The organism is Halomonas qinghailakensis, assembly GCF_025820815.1.
GTDB lineage: Bacteria > Pseudomonadota > Gammaproteobacteria > Pseudomonadales > Halomonadaceae > Vreelandella > Vreelandella qaidamensis.
Genome location: NZ_CP096973.1, coordinates 3,682,609 through 3,702,471, shown reverse-complemented (window position 1 = coordinate 3,702,471; position 19,863 = coordinate 3,682,609). Strand labels below are relative to the sequence as shown.

Sequence of the window (19,863 nt, the reverse complement as noted above, 5' to 3'; positions counted from 1 at the left end):
ATGACTGGATCTCCATGGCTCTGGCCTGCTGGGTGGGCGCTCCTACTGATGGCAGGCATCTGGGGGATGCCGATGCTAGAACCCAGCTTTCGTTGGTTAGAGCCCGAAGCGCGTCAAGTTATATACTCTCGCGCTGATTTTATTTCACTGCTTACTAGGCATGTGTTTGTTGTAGGAATAGCGGCTATTGTCACGATAAGTGTGGGGGTCTTGGCAGGCATCGCGGTAACGAGGCAGTGGGGGCAAGACTTCTTACCTCTCGTTGGGCAGGTAGCCTCGCTTGGGCAGACATTTCCGCCTGTGGCTGTGCTTGCGTTAGCGGTTCCTATTTTGGGCTTTGGCACCATTCCTATTATCGTGGCGTTAACTCTCTATGGCTTATTGCCCATTGTGCGAAACACGCTAGCAGGACTGCAAGATGTCGATGCCAGCCTTAAACAAGCGGCGATTGCCATGGGAATGACATCGTGGCAAGTGTTAACCCGCGTTGAACTACCGCTTGCTGCGCCTGTCATTTTGGCCGGCATTCGCACATCGGTCACTATTAACATTGCCACAGCAGCGTTAGGAGCGACAGTTGGGGCTAGTAACTTAGGTGACCCCATTATTGCGGGTATCGTTAATAGTAATGTGGCCTACGTCGTTCAAGGTGCAATACTGATTGCATTACTCGCGTTGGCAGTGGATAGCCTGTTTGAGGCAATCCAACAGCGTTTGCGCATGCGTCTCTCTGCGTCTTAAGTTGTATCCCTAAAAGTAGCGTACTGCGTTACTGTCCTTGTGTTGCGTTGATCGAGGTGGCACTAACCTCGTCAGGCTTGACCTATGCTAGATAAATCCACTGGCACAAATGGTCAACACCAACAACACTGCCCTCAAAAGGGGTAATACAAGGATAATAAACATGACAAAGTACGTACATCAGCCGCTCTTTATGACCGGCGACGAATTCTCAATGGCTACCTTCAGCCTGCTCGATCCAGAGGGTGAGCTTTATGAAGGTGCCAAAGAGCCAGACCTCCCACGTGATCATGCTCGACGGCTCTATCAAGCCATGCTGGGCACCCGCATCTTAGATGAGCGTATGATGGCTGCTCAACGCCAGGGGCGGCTTAGTTTTTATATGCAAAGTACGGGAGAAGAAGCCGCCGTTGTTGGTGCAGCGGCTGCGTTAGACGATGCCGATATGATCATGGCGCAATATCGCGAGCAAGGCGCACTAATGTACCGCGGCTTCACCATTGATGAGTTCATGAATCAGCTATTCGGCAATGAGCTGGATTACGGCAAAGGCCGTCAAATGCCGATTCATTATGGTTCGCGCAAACTGCACTACATGACTATCTCTTCGCCGCTTGCAACGCAGATTCCCCAGGCGACAGGTTACGCTTACGGTCAAAAACTAGCGGGTGATGGGCACTGTACCTTAACGTTTTTTGGTGAAGGCGCTGCCTCTGAAGGGGATTTTCATGCCGCACTGAATATGGCGTCCGTTCATCAAGTGCCGGTGATTTTTTTCTGCCGTAACAATGGCTATGCCATTTCGACGCCTTCTAACGAGCAGTTTGCCGCTGACGGCATTGCCCCCAGAGCATTTGGCTACCACATGCACGTTATTCGTGTGGATGGCAACGATGCGTTAGCGGTCTATGAAGCGACACGTCAAGCGCGCAAGATTGCCGTTGAGCAGAATCAGCCGGTACTCATTGAAGCAATGTCTTATCGGCTTGCTGCCCACTCTTCTTCTGATGATCCTTCGGGTTACCGGGCTAAGAGTGAAGAAGAAGCTTGGCGCTTAAAAGACCCCATACTGCGCATGCAAAAGTGGCTAACAAAAAAAGGTTGGTGGAGTGACGAGGAGGAAGCCAGCGAACAGGAAACGCTGCGCCGAGAAGTATTGGACACCATGAAACGGGCAGAAAAACGCTCTCCACCCTCCCTGGACTCGCTGATTACTGATGTCTACGCCGACATAACCCCAGAGCTACAGCGTCAATACGACCAACTTAAGCGTCATATTCGTCGCTACCCAGACGCCTATCCGCGTGGCGCGCGGTCGCTAGACCTTGAGGTGAACACGTCCACAGAATCCCAGGGGGAGGCGTAATATGCCCACTATGAATATGCTGCAGGCGATTAATAATGCCCTTGATATCGCCATGGCTGAAGATGAAAAAGTTATCTGTTTTGGTGAAGACGTGGGCGTCTTTGGTGGTGTTTTCCGTGCCACTAGCCATTTGCAGGAAAAGTACGGTAAAGCGCGCTGCTTTAACACGCCGCTGGTAGAACAAGGCATTATTGGTTTTGCCAATGGGTTGGCGGCCCAAGGCTCAGTGCCCGTTGCTGAAATACAGTTTGCCGACTACATTTTTCCCGCCTTTGATCAAATCGTTAATGAGTCAGCGAAATTTCGCTACCGCTCTGGAGATTTATTCAATGTGGGTGGATTAACTATCCGCACACCCTATGGCGGTGGCATCGCAGGTGGTCTCTATCATTCACAATCACCAGAAGCTTACTTCACACATACACCTGGCTTAAAAGTTGTAGTGCCGCGTAACCCCTACCAAGCGAAAGGGTTACTACTTGCCGCAATTCGTGACCCAGATCCGGTACTTTTCCTAGAACCTAAACGCCTATACCGTGCCTCGGTGGGTGAGGTGCCCCAAGAAGATTATCAGCTTCCTATTGGTGAAGCGGAGGTCATCAAAGAAGGTACGGATATCACCCTGGTAGGCTGGGGGGCGCAAATGGAAGTCATTGGCAAAGCCGTTGAGCTCGCTGAAGAGCAGGGCATTGCCTGTGAAGTGATTGACCTGCGTTCGCTACTGCCTTGGGACGCCGATACCGTTGTTGAGTCTGTGTTAAAAACAGGACGTTTGGTCGTTAGTCATGAAGCGCCGTTAACGGGGGGCTTCGCGGGTGAGATCGCTGCGACAATTCAAGAGCGCTGTTTTCTCTACCTGGAATCGCCGATTACTCGGGTAACGGGATTAGATACGCCTTTCCCGCTAGTGCTGGAAAAAGAGTATCTGCCCGATCATCTGAAAATTTTTGAAGCGATTCGCGAAAGCGTTAACTTTTGACGCCAGGGAGAAAAATAATGAGCGATTTTATGCTGCCGGATATTGGCGAAGGCATTGTCGAGTGTGAAGTGGTGGAGTGGCGCGTTGCGGAAGGTGATCGGATTGAGGAAGATCAGCCAATTGTTGAAGTGATGACCGACAAAGCGCTAGTGGAAATTACCGCTCCCGAAGCAGGCGTTGTTACCAAACTGTATGTTGCCCAAGGGCAAATTGCTAAAGTCCACGCACCACTGTATGCCTACCAAGCAGAAAACGACACGCAAGAAGCGGGCACGACGGATCAAGCTAATGAGCCGCAAACACCCGAAACTGTCACGGTTGATAGTTCACCCAAGGTAAGTGAGCCAACCACTGTGGCGACCAGCACTAGCACCACTTGGACGAGTGCTGGCAAGGTGCCTGCCAGCCCAGCCGTGCGGCGTCTTGTGCGTGAACATCAACTTGAGTTAAGCGCCATTGCTGGCAGTGGGAAAGATGGCCGGGTATTAAAAGAAGACGTGCTGGCGCACCTGAATCAACCTTCCAAAGCCCCTGCCCAAGCATCATCTCAAGTAACCCAGCCGCCTAGGGTTGAACCGCTTCGCGGTGTACGCGCGGTGATGGCGAAAAGAATGGTTGAGGCAGCCAGCTCTATTCCGCATTTTCACTATGGCGAAGAGATTGATGTGACCGATCTGCTGGCATTGCGCGAGCGCCTAAAGCCACGGGTAGAGGCTCTTGGTGAGAGGCTAACACTCATGCCTTTTTTTATGAAAGCCATGGCGCTTGCGGTAAATGAGACGCCGATCATCAATGCTCAACTAAATGCGGAAGCTAATGAGCTGCACTACTACGAACAGTGCAATATTGGCATGGCAGTGGATAGCAAAGCCGGTTTGCTGGTGCCTAATGTGAAAAGTGTTGAGCGCCTAACGCTGCTGGAAATTGCTCGTGAAGTGGGTCGTTTGACCATTGCAGCACGAGAAGGGCGTGTCGATCAGGCGGATCTCAAAGGGGGCACCATTAGTATTTCTAACATTGGTGCGCTTGGCGGAACCTATGCGGCGCCTATCATCAATGCGCCGGAAGCGGCGATAGTGGCCATTGGTAAAACTCAATGGTTACCGCGCTTTGACGAGCAAGGTGAGGTTCAGCGGCGGGCGATCATGACCATTACCTGGGCAGGCGATCACCGCTTTATTGATGGCGGCACCATCGCCCGGTTCTGCAATGCCTGGAAAGGCTACCTGGAAGCGCCTGAAACCATGCTGCTGCACTTGGGGTAAGGTTGTCAGAAGTTGAGCACCCAGAGGTTAAAGAGCCAGAGGTTAAATAGCCAGAGGTTGGTGAGAAAGGAATGAGAAATGTCTCAGGCACCGCTCCAGCAGTTTTATATACCAGAAGAGCAGTCGGTATACCTGCTAAGCCATCACGATGCCCGTAAGCTTAAAGACTGGGTTGCACTGTGTCAGGCACAGCTTGCCCAGTTGGGCTACGCGGGGATTGAGCTGGTCGGTAAAGGTGCCTATGGCTTTGTTTTTGCGGGCAGTGCACAACAGCAGGGTGTGCCTGCCCACTACGTGTTCAAATTCTCACGCATTACGCTACCTACTCATTTACAAGAACGCCTCGAAGAGGAGGCGTTTATGCTTGATCAGGTTTCCCACCCCCGCATACCAAAGTTAGTGGCTTATCAACGTTCCCGCGGTCAGTCGATTCTGGTGATGGAGCGTGCGCCTGGCTGGAACCTTGAGCAGGTGTCGCTGAAAGAAGGACGTCTTTCTCCTCGTTTGGTGGTCCACATTGCCAACCAGTTAGCCGATATTCTCTCAGCGTTGCGCCGAGAGTCAGGCCCTAATGCGCGCCCTGTGGTGCATGGCGACATCAAACCCTCAAATCTGGTATTTGATCCTGCTACTGAGTCCATTGCATTAATTGACTGGGGCTCATCTGTGTTTGCCCAGTTAGATGAAAAGCTCCAGTTTGTTGGGGCAAATGTGATGGAGTTGATGTCCGATAATCTGCAGCAAACCAACGCCCGGCTGGGCGATGTCTACTTTATTGGTGAAGAGCAGCTCAATGGAGCGCTATCATCGCCCCGCTTCGATGAGCAAGGGGCTGCAGGAACGCTATATGCATTAGCTTCGGCGCAATCTTGCCGTTTTGGTCATCGTGCTATTCCCGCTAGTTCGTTGGGGCTACCCTTAGAATTTGCCCGTACCCTGGATGGCATGCTTGATCCCGATCCCCACATACGCCATAAAGCAGGAGATCACTATTTACAGGCAATGTCCCGGATGGCAAAGGTGGTGATGTTAGATTTACCCATCCCACCACAAGTGCCGCTAGTGCCAGTCTGGGGCCGGCCGGCACATCAAGAAATTGATACAGTGGTGTACAGTTCTCGGAAGGCGTTTTTGCGCGAAGCTAACGCCGAAGAGACGCTAAATGATGTCAATGATGTGCAGCTAGACCGTTATTACAAACAGTTTATGCAGGGCATGGGGGAAACCGAAAAGGCTTTTTTGGCCTCGGTGAGTCGTTTAGGAAAATACCCGGTTGTAGGTGGCTTAGCCGTGCGCTGGGAGCGGGAAGGCGTGTATATCGACTCGTCGCTTAACCTGCATGACCCGGCGTTAAAACCGGCGTTTATTCAAGCGGTCAATAATATGGTTCATTTAGCACGTGCTATTCACCGCCAAGGGGTGTTTAAAAGCTGCTTATTTAATGCGCGACAAACGCTGCATTTAGAGCGTGCGAGTGTAGAAGAACCTTTTAATTGTGAGCCTGGCACGGCTATTGACTATGAGCTGAGCGCGGTTCCGGAAATGGAAGACCGCACCCGCCAGCATAGTTACTTTGAAGACGGCCCTGATCCAGAAGAGCTACTTGTCCTGCCTGACACTATTATGCACATACTGCAACGGCTGAATGAGATTCATCACACCGGCATGATTATTTTTGAGGCACTGCCGAAGCATCTTAAAATCCATAGCTATTACCGACTTCTAGACCCTAGCCGAGAGTCAGAGTTTCGTGCCTTGCTGGCGCGAATGCTGGCGTCGGTAAGCCAGATAGAAGGGCTGGGAGTCTCCGGCTTTATGAAAATGCCTTATAAGGATACGCGATTTTTTACCCATCTAGAGCGTCAACCTGAGCACTTTTATCCTAAAGACCCGCGTGATTTTTTAAGAAGGACGCCGTCAATCGGCGGTTCTCAGATCGCTTGATTGTGCCACGAGCCATGCCGAAAGCTGCTCTGCTAGCATGTCGCTTGCGTTCCCAAACGCATTCACAACATCCGGTATTTCTGTACTTTCCGCACGGGTGCGGATAACAAAACTGCTCGCTGCTAGCGGTTTTCGCTGCTGTGTCGTTAACAACTGTACATCTAGCTGGAGATGAACACTTGGTGGAGAGGTGTCGTACTCACTTTGAAAATGGCGCAGCTCGCTCAGCAGAAGTACATCGTGGGGCAATCGGTCGCTACTCACACCAGTGAATAGCTGGCGCTGCTGCAGGTCAGAAATTAAGCGTGCTTGAAGCATTTCAGGGGCGTCTTCATGCCAGCGTACACCCTCATAGACATTAACTACATTGCCTTCTGGATATACCACAATACGGTTGCTGTTAAGCAAGTGGCCTGCCCCGGGGGTAGCAATGCCTAGTCTTACAGGGAAGGTGGCGGCCGTGTGTTCAGACAGCGTGGCAGCCGATGGCAGCCGATAGAGCGTTGCAGGATTACTTTCGGGCAGTATTGAACAGCCTGTGTTTAATAACAGCACCGCTAATGTGATGCTACCCAACGTTATGCGCAAACTCATGGACGAAACTCCTCTATCTGATCCCGGCCCAAGAAAAAGTCCGCGGGGCTCTCCTCAAGCTGACGAGTAATGCGGTCAAGATTAGTAAGTGTAGAGCGCAGGGCTGAAAGCGCTGGGGCTATGTCTTGTGCCCCCTGTAGCGTACTGTCGACAGCACCGGCATTGTCGTTAACGAGCTGTTCAATTCGTCGGGCGGCGCTGGCGACATCACGACTGGCGCTTTCAGCGCTTTGCATCATTTGCTGACCATCTTGTCGCAATAGCAGGGTCGCCTCTTGGCTGAGGGTGTCGATGCTTGCTAGCGTAGCGGTTGCTTGGCGTGATACCTCACCAAACAGAGCCATATTTTGATCAAGCGCTGTCTGTTGCGACGCGATCATCTCAGTGATTTGCGCAATACTCGTTAAAATAGTGCCAGCTTGTTCGCGATTGCCGTCATTAAAGAGTTCATTAACGTTTTGCAGAATAGCATTGATGTTTTGAATCACTGCTTCACCTTCATCAAACAGCGTAGCGATAGGCGAAGGATCAGCACTAATAAATGGTGCAAACTCGTCAGTTTGATTTATCAAACGCGGGCTTTCGGGTGTGCCACCATATAGCTGAACTGACATACTGCCGGTAATGCTGGCAAACGCTAGCTTGGCACGGGTATCTGTTTTGACGGGGGTGTCTTCATAGACACGCACGCTGGCAATCACTTGGCGGGGATCGTCAGGATTCAGCGTCAGTTCGGTGACATCGCCAACTTCAATACCGTTGTACTGCACCTTACTGCCAATCGATAAACCACTGACATTGCGCTCAAACAGTATCCGGTAGGGTTGGTAATCGCGTTCCCCAGCGGCGTAGCTCATCCACAGCGCAAACAGCAGTGCTGCTGCGGCAGATAATAGGGTAAATAACCCTATAACGACGTGATGGGCACGGGTTTCCATTGTTAACTTACTCCTTTAAACCGGCCGTTGATGCGTTAGTGGCGTATTGAGCGGCACGTCCGCGAGGTCCATTAAAGTAGGCTTGCACCCACTCATCGTCAGTATTAGCGACATTTTCAAGCGTATCTGCTACTAACACGCGTTTCTGAGAAAGCACGGCGACTCGGTCGCAGGTAGCATAAAGCGTATCTAAATCGTGGGTAACTAAAAAAACGCTAAAGCCTAACGCGTCGCGCAGCGTAACTAATAGCTGATCAAAGGCGGCAGCACCGATAGGGTCAAGACCCGCTGTTGGCTCATCAAGAAACAAAATATCGGGATCAAGCGCCAGCGCTCTTGCGAGTGCTGCACGTTTTACCATGCCGCCAGAAAGAGACTCAGGAAACTGAAGCGCTGCCTTGGTGGGCAGCCCAACTAATGAGAGTTTGATGCGTGCGAGGTATTCTGCATCTTTTCGCGACAGTTTGGCGTGTTCAATCAGTGGCAGGGCGACATTTTCTTGTAAATTTAGCGAGCTAAATAATGCGCCGCGTTGAAACAGCACGCCAAAACGGCGTTCTATCTGGCTACGTTGCTCATTGTTTAACTCACTAAGGCGGTTACCCAGTACATCAATCGTACCTCCGTTTGGGCGCTTTAAGCCCACAATGCTTCTTAACAGCACAGACTTGCCGGTTCCTGAGCCGCCCACTACACCGAGAATCTCCCCCCGCTTTAACGACAAGTCGAGGTCGTCATGAACCACCACCGGGCCAAAGCGATTGATTAACCCTTCAACATGGATAACGGTTTGGTCATTTTGTGCGTGCTGAGTATGTGTCGTTGTCACCATCCCAGCTCCATAAAAAACAGTGCAGCTAGCGCATCAATAAGGATGACCATAAAAATGGATTGCACGACGCTTGAGGTAGTGTGGGCACCAACCGATTGCGCGCTACCGCTAACTTTAAAGCCTTCTAGACACCCAATGACGGCAATAACAAACGCAAACACGGGTGCTTTGCTGAGGCCTACCAAGAAATGGTTGACGGATACATCTTTTTGTAGCGTGGTCATAAACTGGCTAATCGAGATATCCAACGAAAGCGTAGCCACCATGGCCCCGCCTATGAGTCCGCTGAGCATTCCCACGAACGCGAGCAGCGGCAGGCTAATCAGTAGGGCGATGACTCGGGGAAGTACTAAAAGCTCTACGGGATCAAGCCCTTGAGTTTGAAGCGCATCAATTTCTTCATTAGATTTCATGGCTCCAAGTTGGGCGGTAAAGGCACTGGCAGTGCGGCCTGCTAACAAAATTGCCGCGAGCAACACACCAAATTCACGTAAAAAAGAGAAAGCCACTAAATCAATTGTGTAGACCGTGGCACCAAAGTCTTGAAGCACGGTAGCACCCAGAAAAGCCACTACCGCGCCCACCATAAAGGTCAGCAGCGCAACAATCGGTACTGCATTTAGCCCGCTTGAATGAATGTGTGCCACTGTCGCAGTGAAACGCCAGCGATGAGGGCGAAGTAGTAAAGAAAATAGTGTTGCTAGCACAAGCCCAATAAACGCTAATAGCTGGCGCTGTTGCGACCATAACCCCATCATTTGCTGGCCAACTGTTGCCAATGCATCGGTTATTCGATTGTGCTTAGGGGGTGTGACATCGAGAGACGTCTCCATCGCCTCAGCAACCCGCACTAAAAGCGCCTGCTGTTTTTTAGGTAATGAGCTTTCTGCTTGCTGTTTGGCGTTTTCGATGCCCAATAGCTCAACGATTAACGCGGCACCCGCTGTGTCGAGTTGGGTAATACCTTCCAAAGAGATCGTGAAATTGTTGGCAGTATTTCTATGCTGTGCCACTAACGATTTAAGCGCCTGATAATGAACAAGGGTCCACTCATGCTGGAGCGATAGAGTGCCGCTGTCGCGTGTTATCCATTCGTTTGGCATCCTTGCTCCTCATCGTCATTCACAATAGTGAAAACACTATGATGCATTCAAACAAGCGTTAGTTAAAGTTGCATCAACAAACCTAGGCAAATCAACTCTATGAAAATTCGCGCCAAGCCGCATAAGTGCTAAGAAAAACGCGCCCAGTCAGAGCGTCTAAAAAATCGCTTTTTTTAAGCTGGTCCATGACGGGACCTTTCACTTCGGATAGGTGTAGTTTTACATCGGAATCTTTTAAACGGGCGTTGATGGCATCCAGGCTCTCAAGCGCAGACGCATCAATTAAATTAACGGCTGAACAAATAAGGACGACGTGCTCAAGTTCTGGATAACTGGCAACTAAATTATAGACGGTATCCTCAAGATAGCGGGCGTTAGCAAAATAGAGACTTTCATCGATTCGCAGTAGCGCCACATTATTGACGGTTTCAACATCATGACGTTCTGTATTACGGAAGTGCTCAGTGTCCGGCACTCGGCCTACCAGTGCGCTATGAGGGCGACTAGTGCGGTACAAAAATAACGCGATAGAGAGGCTTACGCCGCCAATGATCCCGGCTTCTACTCCTTCAACCAGTGTCAGTATAATTGTGACAGCCATTGCGGCGAAATCACTGCGAGAGTAGCGCCACGTTTGGCGCAGCATGGGGATATCGACCAGGGTCAAAATAGATACGGTGATGGTTGCCGCTAACGTTGCAATCGGTAGGTAGTAGAGCCAGCCGGTAAAGGTCAGCGTTACTATGCCGATTCCGAGTGCTGCAAAGGCACCAGCAGCAGGTGTCTGTGCACCTGCATCATAGTTGATGACCGTGCGCGAAAGGCCACCGGTGACTGGCATGCCACTGGTAAACCCAGCCGCTAGATTGGCGGCACCTAAGCCAATCAGCTCTTGATTGGGAGAAATACGCTGGCGCCTTTTCGCGGCCAACATTTGACCCATGGAGACAGACTCTACAAACCCTACCAGGCTGATAAGCAGTGCTGGAATCAGCAGTGCGCGCCAGAGTGAAGCATCACCCCACGGAAGGCTCAGCGCAGGCAAACCACTGGGTATCGTGCCGACAACAGCAACGCCTTGATCGGCCAACTGCCAATGCCAGGTTACCAGGGTGGTGATAACAACCGCAAAGACAGGCCCAGCTTTGGTAATTAAATCAGCAAGCGTTTTAGACAAGCCAATGGCACGAAGGCTTTGCTTACCAAAACGACGCACAATGACGAGAAACAATAGTGTGCCAACACCGATAGCAACGGTGTAAGGGTTTACAGTGGAGAGATTAGGCAGGAGTGTCATGATGCGTTCGATTAACGTAAAGCCACTACTAGAGACGCCCATTAGGCTGCCCAACTGGCTGACGGCAATAAGAATGCCGGACGCTGTTAAAAAGCCAGAGATAACCGGATGACTTAAAAAATTGCTAAAAAAGCCCATCTTCAGTGCGCCCATCGCAACCAGTAGGCCGCCAGAAAGTAACGAAAGCACCAGCGCAGCTTGTAAATACTCAGGGCTACCGGGCATGGCGACAGAAGAGAGCGCAGCACCCGTCATTAATGCAATGATGGCCACCGGACCAACGGCCAAAGTGCGGCTTGTACCTAACAAGGTGTACAGCAGTTGAGGCAAGATGCTGGCATACAAGCCTACAACTGCAGGTAAACCCGCAAGTAGGGCATAGGCTAACGACTGAGGAATTACCATTGCAGTTACGATGAGTCCCGCTACTACATCGGCGCCTAACAGGCGCTTATGGTAGTGGGGCAACCATGTAAGAATAGGAAAATAGCGCTTAAACATAAGCTCCTGGCGTCAGCCTTATCTTTTAGAGTAGTTGAAACCGCCAGTTTAACGCGTTGCACAGCTTCTGACGGCTTTTGCTTTCTATCTTGGGTTTAGGCTACAGAGAGGTTCTCCCCCGAAAGTGCTACTTCATTAATTAGTGTAAACCGTTAATCTGGTTCAAAAGCAGCGCCTGGCTCTTTCGATCCATGTTGATCCACCGCTCAATAACGTCAAATAAAAAAGAGTACACCTTCACATGCGACTATTTCGGCTGTTAGTGCCTCTAACATTGCTTAGCGTTTCTGCCTGGATGATCTCTCACCCTGGTGCGCTATCTTATGTTGCACTTCTTCTGGCGACGGGGGCTGGAGCGAGCTTGATGCTCGTTCCAATCACAACGGTTTATTCAGCCGATCAAGCGCGTTTAATCAAACCTATTCACGGTCCAAAGCCCATTCGTGATTATGGCTCGCTTCGGTCGATGGCTTATCGATTAATGAATCGAGCTAGTAGCACGGCAATTGCATCGGCAGAGGTATCTCACTATGCCGACCTCATGGCCCAGCGGCTTGCCAAACAGGAAACCATGGCCAGTGAGGCCTCATCGAGCATGAGTGCCATTAATACTGCCATTATGCAGGTGAGCGCCAGTGCTTCTCAGGTTGCTTCACTTGCGGAAAGTGCCCGTCAGGCAAGCCATCACAATCATGATGAGTTGGCCGATATCATCCATGATATGAGCGATGTTGCGGAACGTTCTAATCAGGCGCTTGAGATGCTATCTGCGTTAAACGACAAAATCGAGCGTGTGCGCAATGTCACCTCCATGATAGAGGGTATTGCTGAACAGACCCACCTGCTATCGCTAAATGCTTCCATTGAAGCGGCACGGGCGGGCGAACATGGCCGTGGTTTTGCTGTTGTCGCGGGTGAAGTACGCAATTTGGCACTGAAGACCTCAACGGCAACGCAAAGCGTCGATGAACTTGTAAAAGATATGCATCAAAGCGGGCAAAGTGTTGTTAGTACAATGGGAGCGCTAATGAGCCGGGTTCGGGAGCGTTCTCAAGGGATGCAGAAGGTCGGCAGTAGCCTGGCTACTATTACCGAGCAGTTTGATCACGTTGAGCAGGAAATTACTAGCGTCGCAGAAGCCATGGAAAGTACTAAAACGCATAGCCAAACGGTTGCCGATAGCCTTCGCCAGCTGGAAGATGATGTTGATGAGGGCAATTGCGATATGCGCGATTTAGCCCAGCAAGCTAGGGCGTTAATGGAGGCTGCAGAAGCGGTTGATGGCGAGTTGGCACAGCAGCGTTTACAGGGGCGGCACCAGCATGTATTTAGCGCTGCTCGCCAAGCAGCTGACCGTATTGGAAAGCTGTTTGAGAAAGCGATTGCCTCCGGTGAGTTATCAGAAACGTCGCTGTTTCAACCTGAGTACAGGGTCATGCCAGGGACACAGCCACCGCTTTATCACACCGGCTTTGATACGTTCACAGACCAACGGCTACCCAGTTTACAAGAACCTTTACTCATTGGGCATGGGTTAAGTTACGCTATTGCCTGTGACCGTAATGGGTATGTGCCTACTCATAATGCGGCTGTCAGCCGCGAGCCTACCGGTGATTACGATCACGACCTCAAGTATTGCCGCAGCAAACGCATTTTTGATGACCCAACTGGTAGCCGTTGCGGCGCCCACGAGAAACCGCTGCTGCTACAAACCTACAAGCGAGATACTGGCGAAATTATGCACGATCTTTCGGTGCCTATTTACATTCATGGTAAACATTGGGGAGGCTTTCGCGTGGGTTATCAGCCTGAGCAGCCAGCCGATACCACTGTCTCAGCTGTTGAAAAAAAAGTAGTTTCAGAAGCCTCAAATAGCCGCCTTTTGGCGCGGACGTGACTGCCAAGAGGACCAAGAATACAGTGCTAAGCCTGTCCAGATCATTGCAAAGGTAATTAACTGGATGAGTCCTAGAGGCTCATCGAAAATAATAATCGCAATTAAAAATTGAATGCTGGGGTTGATGTACATTAGAAATCCCAGCGTTGCCAGCCGCAGGCGTCGTGCTGCTCCAGCAAAGGCCATCAATGGTAGGGCGGTTAACACGCCACTAATCATTAGCAATACGCTCATCGGCACATCAGATATAAAGTGAGACTCCCCCTGCCAGCTGAGCCACGTGAGCGCTATTAAGGCTAGTGGAAAAAGCAACAGTGTCTCTACGAATAGGCCTGAGAGCCCATCGAGTGGCACCTGCTTGCGAAATAATCCGTAGCTACCAAAGCTGAGAGCAAGCGCCAGGCTGATCCAAGGCAGCTCCCCAAGCATAACGAACTGTATTGCAATTGCTAAACTTGCCAAGCCAAGGGCGATTAGCTGGAGGCGTGCCATTACTTCACGTAGCACCAACACACCTAAGGCAACGTTGACCAGTGGGGTTAAAAAGTAGCCTAAACTGGCTTGTAATACCTGCTTACTTTCGACAGCGTAGATATAGAGTCCCCAATTAAAGGCAATTAGTAGCGCGCAAGCGAGCACGCGCCCTAAGCGCTTAGGCTCAATAAGGGCTGCGATTACTGGTGGCCACCGGCGTAAAAGGCTGATTAGGCCTACCAGGAAAATACACGACCACAGGATCCTGTGTGTCAGGATTTCAAACGCGGGAATGCCGTCAAAAAGAGCGAAAAATAGCGGAAAACAGCCCCACATGGTGTAAGCAGTTAAGCCAAACATAACGCCCTTAACCGCTTCAGGATCCCTTGATGCAGGTGAAAGCATAGCAGCCTCATTAATTAAAAATGCTAATCTAGCACACTATTGACGAACACACTGATGCAAAGGAGACATGGCATGAGCCAACTGAAAACGAGCTTAGTGCAGTGCGATTTGCGCTGGGAAGATCCTCAGGCCAACCATGCGCATCTTGAACGGCTATTGGGCGAGTTAGATAGTCGCGATACCGATTTAATTGTGTTGCCAGAAATGTTTGCGACTGGTTTCACCATGAACTCTCGGGAAATGGCCCAGCCCATGAACGCGAGCCAGAGCGTTGCCTGGTTACAGATGCAGGCCAAAGCGAGAGGCTGTGTCATGACCGGCAGTATGGCAATTATGGATGGAGGTCAATACTACAACCGTATGGTATGGGCTACCCCCAGCGGCGACTTGCAGTACTACGATAAGCGCCATTTATTTCGTATGGCCGGAGAGCATGAACGCTATGGTATGGGCAACAGCCGGAAGATAGTTGAACTGAAAGGCTTCAGGCTGCTATTGAGCGTATGCTACGACCTGAGGTTTCCCGTTTGGATGCGCCAGCAGCCAGCAGAGGGCGAACATTTCGAGTATGATGCCGCGTTGTGTGTAGCGAACTGGCCTGCACCCCGGCGTCATCCTTGGCGCACGCTTTTACAAGCGCGTGCCGTTGAAAACCTAGTTTATGTAGTGGGTGTAAATCGCGTCGGTGAAGATGCCAAAGGACTCGCCTATAGCGGCGATTCCATGCTGGTCGATTTCAAAGGGGAACCGATGATCGACCACCCTGCAAACTCTCCGTTTATTGAAACGGGGACGCTAAATAAAACGGACCTAGATGCTTTTCGAGAAAAATTTCCTGCCTGGCAAGATGCCGACCGCTTTTCGCTTCTGCCAGGAGTGGGTCAATAATGCGCCTTGATCGCTTTTTGAGTGAAACAACCCCGTTGACGCGCAGCCTAGCAAAGCGTGCGTTAAAGAATGGCGAGGTGACCCTGAATGGCGAACCCATTAAGCAGTCTGCGACTCAAGTTGACACTCAGCACGATGAGGTGAAACTTAATGGTGAGACGCTAGCGCTAGTTGGGTTACGTTACCTGATGATGCATAAGCCGCTGGAAGTAGAGTGTACTGCCCGCCGAGGGCTCTACCCAAGGGTGATTGACCTAATTGATTTACCCAAAGTAGAGCGACTGCAGCCGGTAGGACGGTTGGATGTAGATACCACCGGCTTGTTATTGCTCACTGATGATGGCCAATGGTCCCATCGTGTTACCTCGCCGCGCCATCGCTGCGCCAAGGTGTATATAGCCGAGTTGGCGGAACCTATGGAAAGTGAGGCTGCTCAGTGGGCGATTAACCAAGTCGCGGAAGGGGTTCTTCTCGACGGCGAGGAAACGCCAACGCAACCTGCCGTGCTAAGATTTATTACTCCACAGCAAGCAGAGCTGACGATCACTGAAGGTCGCTATCATCAAGTGAAACGCATGTTTGCTGCGTTGGGGAATCATGTCAATGCATTGCATCGCCAGTCGATTGGTGATGTAGCCTTACCAGATGATCTAGCGCCTGGTGAATGGCGGGAGCTAACGCCTGAAGAAATTGCCAGCTTCTAAACACACTTAGCGTCACTGCTAGTGGATAAAACGCCCCGGTCAGCACACCCGTGCCAAGGCCGGGGCGTTTTTATTATGAGTAATGAATTTTTATACCGTTATCTTGCTTCTGCGTTCATACGTGGTCAACTTGAAAAAGTTGCCGAGACAAACGTTTATGTTAACTAGGTAGCTAATGCAAGTGGGCAGCTTCTATCAACGCTTTGGTATAGGGATGCTGCGGCGCAGCGAGCAATTCCAGGCAGTCTCCTTGTTCTACTACCTCACCATCTTTTAACACCATAATGCGGTGGGCCATAGCGCGCACTACGGCAAGGTCGTGGCTAATAAATAGATAGCTTAGCTGGCGGCGTGCCTGAAGTTCGCGTAGCAGTGTGACCAGCTGCTTTTGCACTGTACGGTCTAATGCAGAGGTTGGTTCGTCGAGTACCAGTAACTCAGGCTCTAAGATAATTGCTCGGGCCACCGCTATGCGCTGGCGTTGGCCTCCCGAGAACTCATGAGGATAACGGGCAGCACAGCTTTCCGGTAGGCCCACTTCGCTCAGTGTGCGATGCACGTGCTCGGTGACTTCGGCATTGCTTAGGCTGGGGTAGTGAAACCGTAGGCCTTCACTGACAATATCAAACACTGGCATACGTGGGGAAAGCGCCCCGTATGGATCTTGAAAAACCATTTGCAGCCGATGGCGCTGGCGTCGAAGCGCGTCACCAGAGAGTTGGCTTAAGATGGCGCTGCCCAGTGTCACCTCGCCTTGGCTAGCGACTAAGCGCATAACCGCCGAAGCCAGCGTTGTTTTTCCAGAGCCTGATTCGCCAACAATGCCAAGCGTTTCGCCAGGGGCAATCGTTAAGTCGGTAGCTTTTAAGGCCTCAAATGGCGGCGGCTGACGCTGAAAAAGACCTGCCCTCGGGCGCTTGAAGCTCACGCTAAGCTGGCGTGTGATCAAAAGCGGCGTAGCGTCGGCAGGTTCATCAGGCCGTCCTTCTGGTTCGGCGGCAATGAGGGCTTTGGTGTAGTCGCTTTGGGGATTATTAAATACATCGGCAACGCTACCAGTTTCCTGGATTTTTCCTTGATACATGACACAAACACGGTCTGCATGGCGACGCACCAAGTTTAAGTCATGACTGATAAACAGTACGCCCATGCCGTGTTGATCACGGAGTTCTTTCAGCAGCGCTAAAATTTCTTGCTGAACGGTCACATCGAGTGCTGTAGTCGGCTCATCTGCAATCAATAGTGCCGGATTGTTGGCAATGGCCATGGCAATCATTACCCGCTGGCGCTGGCCGCCCGAAAGTTGATGTGGCCATGCGTCAAGCAGTTCGTCGGGGCGCGGTAGTTTGACGTGTTCTAATAGTACTTTGGCCCTGGAGCGTGCAGCGTTCCCGCTAAGGCCCTGGTGTAAACGCAGGGTTTCGCCAATTTGTTTGCCAATACGGTGCAGCGGGTTTAGCGATGTCATTGGCTCTTGAAAAATAAAACCTACCCGATTGCCGCGTATCCCGTTCCAATCTCGTTTGCCTAGCTGACTGAGATCCGTTTCTTCTAACCAACGTTGACCACTTACCGAGGCATTGTCCGGCAATAAATTAATCGCCCCTAGTGCCGAAACCGACTTTCCAGAGCCAGATTCCCCCACGATAGCGAGGGTTTCACCGGCATTGACGGTGAGCGAAAGGGAATCGACAACTACGTTGCCATCGAAGGAAACCGAAAACTCGTTCAAGCGCAGTAATGGTATAGCGCTGTTTGCGTGATTAGGCATGTTTGGTTTCCTGAACAGGTGACTGATGCTGCTTCACATGGCGTGGGTCGAAGGCGTCGCGTAATCCTTCACCAATAAACACCAACAGTGAGAGCATGATGGCAAGCGTCATAAACGCGGTGATGCCGAGCCACGGGGCGTGCAGGTTGTTTTTGCCCTGTGCTGCCAGTTCGCCCAGTGAAGGAGCTCCAGGCGGCAGGCCAAAGCCTAAGAAGTCCAGCGCAGTGAGCGTGCCAATGGCACCAGTGAACAGGAAAGGGATAAACGTCAGTGTGGCTACCATAGCGTTAGGTAAAACGTGCCGCCACATAATCAGCCTAGAAGGGAGCCCCATGGCCTTCGCTGCACGAACGTACTCAAGATTGCGTGCACGCAAAAACTCGGCGCGTACGATATCAACCAGCCCTAGCCACGAAAACAGTAACATTATCCCCAGTAACCACCAGAAGCCTGGCTGCACAAAACTAGCTAAAATAATCAGTAGAAATAGCACAGGTAACCCAGACCAGATTTCAGTGATGCGCTGGCCGATAAGGTCTACTTTTCCGCCGAAGTATCCCTGCACACCGCCTACCAGCACGCCCAGTACCAAAGAGCCGGCGGTGAGCACCAAGGCAAAAGCAACCGATAGTCGAAACCCGTAAATGACTCGCGCTAATACATCACGGCCCTGATCGTCGGTCCCCAGCCAATGGCGCCTATCTGGCGGTGCAGGCGAAGGTTGTGTCATCTGCATATCGAGGGTTTGATAGGAGTAGGGAACGATCGGCCAAAGCGCCCAACCGTGATCGCTAATTTGCTGTTGAACAAAGGGGTCTAAGTAGTCGGTACGAGTGGGTAAAAAGCCACCGAATTCGGTTTCCGGATAATCGACCAGTAACGGCACATACCACTGCCCATCATATTTCATTACAAGGGGCTTATCGTTGGCGATGAGTTCGGCAAATAAGCTGACAATAAACAGAACGCTAAACAGCCACAACGACACCCGAGCGCGGCGATTGGCTTTAAATGCAGCCAGACGGCGTAACGTAATCGGTGAAAGACGCGAGCTAATAAATGTCATATTTATGACTCCCTCGACGCAAAATCAATGCGTGGGTCAACCCACACATAGGTCAAGTCGGATACTAGCTTGAGCAGCAGACCGATCACTGTATATAGAAATAGTGTTCCGAAAATGACGGGGTAATCACGCTGCATTACCGCCTCAAAACCTAGCAAGCCGAGGCCATCCAAGGAAAAAATTACTTCGATGAGCAGTGCGCCAGTAAAGAAAATGCCAATCATTGCAGAGGGCAAGCCAGCAATGATAATTAGCATAGCGTTGCGGAAAACATGGCCATACAGAATACGCTGCTCGTCAGCGCCTTTGGCTCGGGCTGTCAGTACGTACTGCTTATGAATTTCATCTAAAAAACTGTTTTTCGTCAGCATGGTGAGGGTGGCAAAACTGCCAATCGCAGCAGCCAGTACTGGCAGGGTGATATGCCAGAAGTAATCTTTAATTTTGCCCCATGCAGATAGCTCGGAGAAATCGGGTGATGTTAGGCCGCGAAGAGGAAACCAATCTAGGTAAGTACCCCCAGCAAATACAACAATAAGGAGGATGGCGAATAAAAAACCTGGGATGGCGTAGCCCACGATTACTAGACCTGAGGTCCAGACATCAAAGCGAGATCCATGTCGTAGTGCTTTGCTGATGCCTAACGGGATAGAAATGAGATAGACCAACAGCGTTGTCCATAAGCCTAGTGAAATAGACACGGGCAGGCGTTCGATCATTAGTTCAATGACCGGACGGTCGCGAAAAAAACTGGTGCCGAAATCGAAGGTGAGATAGTCCACCATCATGCCGATAAATCGTTCGTGAGCGGGTTTGTCAAAGCCAAACTGCTGCTCTAACTGCTCAATAAAGCGCGGATCAATCCCTCGTGCACCTCGAGAATCATCGCTAACCTGCACATCCGCACCACCCATATCCAGGCGTGTGCTTGCCATAGCATCCGCTCCTTCAAAGCGGGCTAGCATTTGATCAATGGGGCCTCCGGGGGCCGCTTGAACGATCATGAAGTTAAGCAGCATGATGCCGAACAGAGTCGGAATCATCAGTAGCAGTCGGCGTAAGGTGTAGCGTGCCACAGTGCGCTCCATGAGTAAGTGC

At 51.1% G+C, this 19,863-nt stretch carries 17 protein-coding genes; 8 read left to right on the top strand and 9 right to left on the bottom strand.

Annotated elements, in window-relative coordinates:
* The 5 genes from M0220_RS16890 (at position 1) to M0220_RS16870 (ending at position 6,295) form a co-directional block, all read left to right on the top strand.
* Positions 1-741, top strand: coding sequence for an ABC transporter permease (locus M0220_RS16890; RefSeq protein WP_035536629.1), 741 nt, complete (start codon positions 1-3; stop codon positions 739-741).
* 163 nt (positions 742-904) lie between these two features.
* Positions 905-2,107 (top strand): thiamine pyrophosphate-dependent dehydrogenase E1 component subunit alpha, encoded by a 1,203-nt coding sequence (locus M0220_RS16885; RefSeq protein WP_264018289.1) that lies wholly within the window; start codon positions 905-907, stop codon positions 2,105-2,107.
* 1 nt (position 2,108) lies between these two features.
* Complete coding sequence (locus M0220_RS16880) at positions 2,109-3,086, top strand: alpha-ketoacid dehydrogenase subunit beta (protein WP_030073126.1); 978 nt, start codon at positions 2,109-2,111, stop codon at positions 3,084-3,086.
* 17 nt (positions 3,087-3,103) lie between these two features.
* Positions 3,104-4,351, top strand: a complete 1,248-nt coding sequence (locus M0220_RS16875) for a 2-oxo acid dehydrogenase subunit E2 (RefSeq protein WP_030073124.1) — start codon at positions 3,104-3,106, stop codon at positions 4,349-4,351.
* A gap of 78 nt (positions 4,352-4,429) precedes the next feature.
* A complete protein-coding gene (locus M0220_RS16870; RefSeq protein WP_264018288.1) occupies positions 4,430-6,295 on the top strand; it encodes a protein kinase domain-containing protein in 1,866 nt (621 codons plus the stop codon).
* Here M0220_RS16870 and M0220_RS16865 read toward each other — a convergent pair.
* The 5 genes from M0220_RS16865 to M0220_RS16845 all read right to left on the bottom strand — a co-directional run bounded on the left by M0220_RS16865 (position 6,269) and on the right by M0220_RS16845 (position 11,560).
* Positions 6,269-6,889 (bottom strand): ABC-type transport auxiliary lipoprotein family protein, encoded by a 621-nt coding sequence (locus M0220_RS16865; protein WP_030073122.1) that lies wholly within the window; start codon positions 6,887-6,889, stop codon positions 6,269-6,271. The two genes, M0220_RS16870 and M0220_RS16865, sit on opposite strands and share 27 nt — an antisense overlap.
* Complete coding sequence (locus tag M0220_RS16860; RefSeq protein WP_030073120.1) at positions 6,886-7,827, bottom strand: MlaD family protein; 942 nt, start codon at positions 7,825-7,827, stop codon at positions 6,886-6,888. Before M0220_RS16860 ends, M0220_RS16865 begins: the two co-directional genes overlap by 4 nt.
* 7 nt (positions 7,828-7,834) lie before the next feature.
* Complete coding sequence (locus M0220_RS16855; protein ID WP_030073118.1) at positions 7,835-8,659, bottom strand: ABC transporter ATP-binding protein; 825 nt, start codon at positions 8,657-8,659, stop codon at positions 7,835-7,837.
* Complete coding sequence (locus tag M0220_RS16850; protein WP_264018287.1) at positions 8,653-9,762, bottom strand: MlaE family ABC transporter permease; 1,110 nt, start codon at positions 9,760-9,762, stop codon at positions 8,653-8,655. The genes M0220_RS16855 and M0220_RS16850 overlap by 7 nt, the downstream gene beginning before the upstream one ends.
* Positions 9,763-9,859: 97 nt before the next feature.
* Positions 9,860-11,560: a SulP family inorganic anion transporter gene (locus M0220_RS16845; protein ID WP_264018286.1), complete on the bottom strand. Its 1,701-nt coding sequence runs from the start codon at positions 11,558-11,560 to the stop codon at positions 9,860-9,862.
* A gap of 241 nt (positions 11,561-11,801) precedes the next feature.
* Here M0220_RS16845 and M0220_RS16840 point away from each other — a divergent pair, with 241 nt between their 5' ends.
* Positions 11,802-13,457: a methyl-accepting chemotaxis protein gene (locus M0220_RS16840; RefSeq protein ID WP_264018284.1), complete on the top strand. Its 1,656-nt coding sequence runs from the start codon at positions 11,802-11,804 to the stop codon at positions 13,455-13,457.
* On the opposite strand, the gene rarD is transcribed toward M0220_RS16840, so the two are convergent.
* Positions 13,428-14,336, bottom strand: a complete 909-nt coding sequence (rarD, locus tag M0220_RS16835; RefSeq protein WP_030073111.1) for an EamA family transporter RarD — start codon at positions 14,334-14,336, stop codon at positions 13,428-13,430. The two genes, M0220_RS16840 and rarD, sit on opposite strands and share 30 nt — an antisense overlap.
* 72 nt (positions 14,337-14,408) lie before the next feature.
* Between rarD and M0220_RS16830 the strand changes: the two genes are divergently transcribed.
* Both M0220_RS16830 and M0220_RS16825 read left to right on the top strand, forming a co-directional pair.
* Positions 14,409-15,224, top strand: coding sequence for an amidohydrolase (locus M0220_RS16830; RefSeq protein WP_264018283.1), 816 nt, complete (start codon positions 14,409-14,411; stop codon positions 15,222-15,224).
* Positions 15,224-15,928: a pseudouridine synthase gene (locus tag M0220_RS16825; RefSeq protein WP_264018282.1), complete on the top strand. Its 705-nt coding sequence runs from the start codon at positions 15,224-15,226 to the stop codon at positions 15,926-15,928. Before M0220_RS16830 ends, M0220_RS16825 begins: the two co-directional genes overlap by 1 nt.
* Positions 15,929-16,100: 172 nt before the next feature.
* Here M0220_RS16825 and M0220_RS16820 read toward each other — a convergent pair whose 3' ends face one another.
* From M0220_RS16820 to M0220_RS16810, 3 genes are read right to left on the bottom strand one after another with little or no spacing between them, the layout of a single operon-like run.
* Entirely contained in the window at positions 16,101-17,699 is a 1,599-nt protein-coding gene (locus M0220_RS16820; protein WP_264018281.1) for an ABC transporter ATP-binding protein, read from the bottom strand.
* Positions 17,692-18,765 carry an ABC transporter permease gene (locus M0220_RS16815; RefSeq protein WP_030073104.1) on the bottom strand — a complete coding sequence of 358 codons (1,074 nt, stop codon included), beginning with the start codon at positions 18,763-18,765 and terminating at the stop codon, positions 17,692-17,694. Before M0220_RS16815 ends, M0220_RS16820 begins: the two co-directional genes overlap by 8 nt.
* Positions 18,766-18,767: 2 nt before the next feature.
* The gene (locus tag M0220_RS16810) at positions 18,768-19,841 is read right to left on the bottom strand and encodes a microcin C ABC transporter permease YejB (protein WP_030073102.1); all 1,074 of its coding nucleotides are present in this window, start codon (positions 19,839-19,841) and stop codon (positions 18,768-18,770) included.
* Positions 19,842-19,863 lie beyond the last annotated feature (22 nt).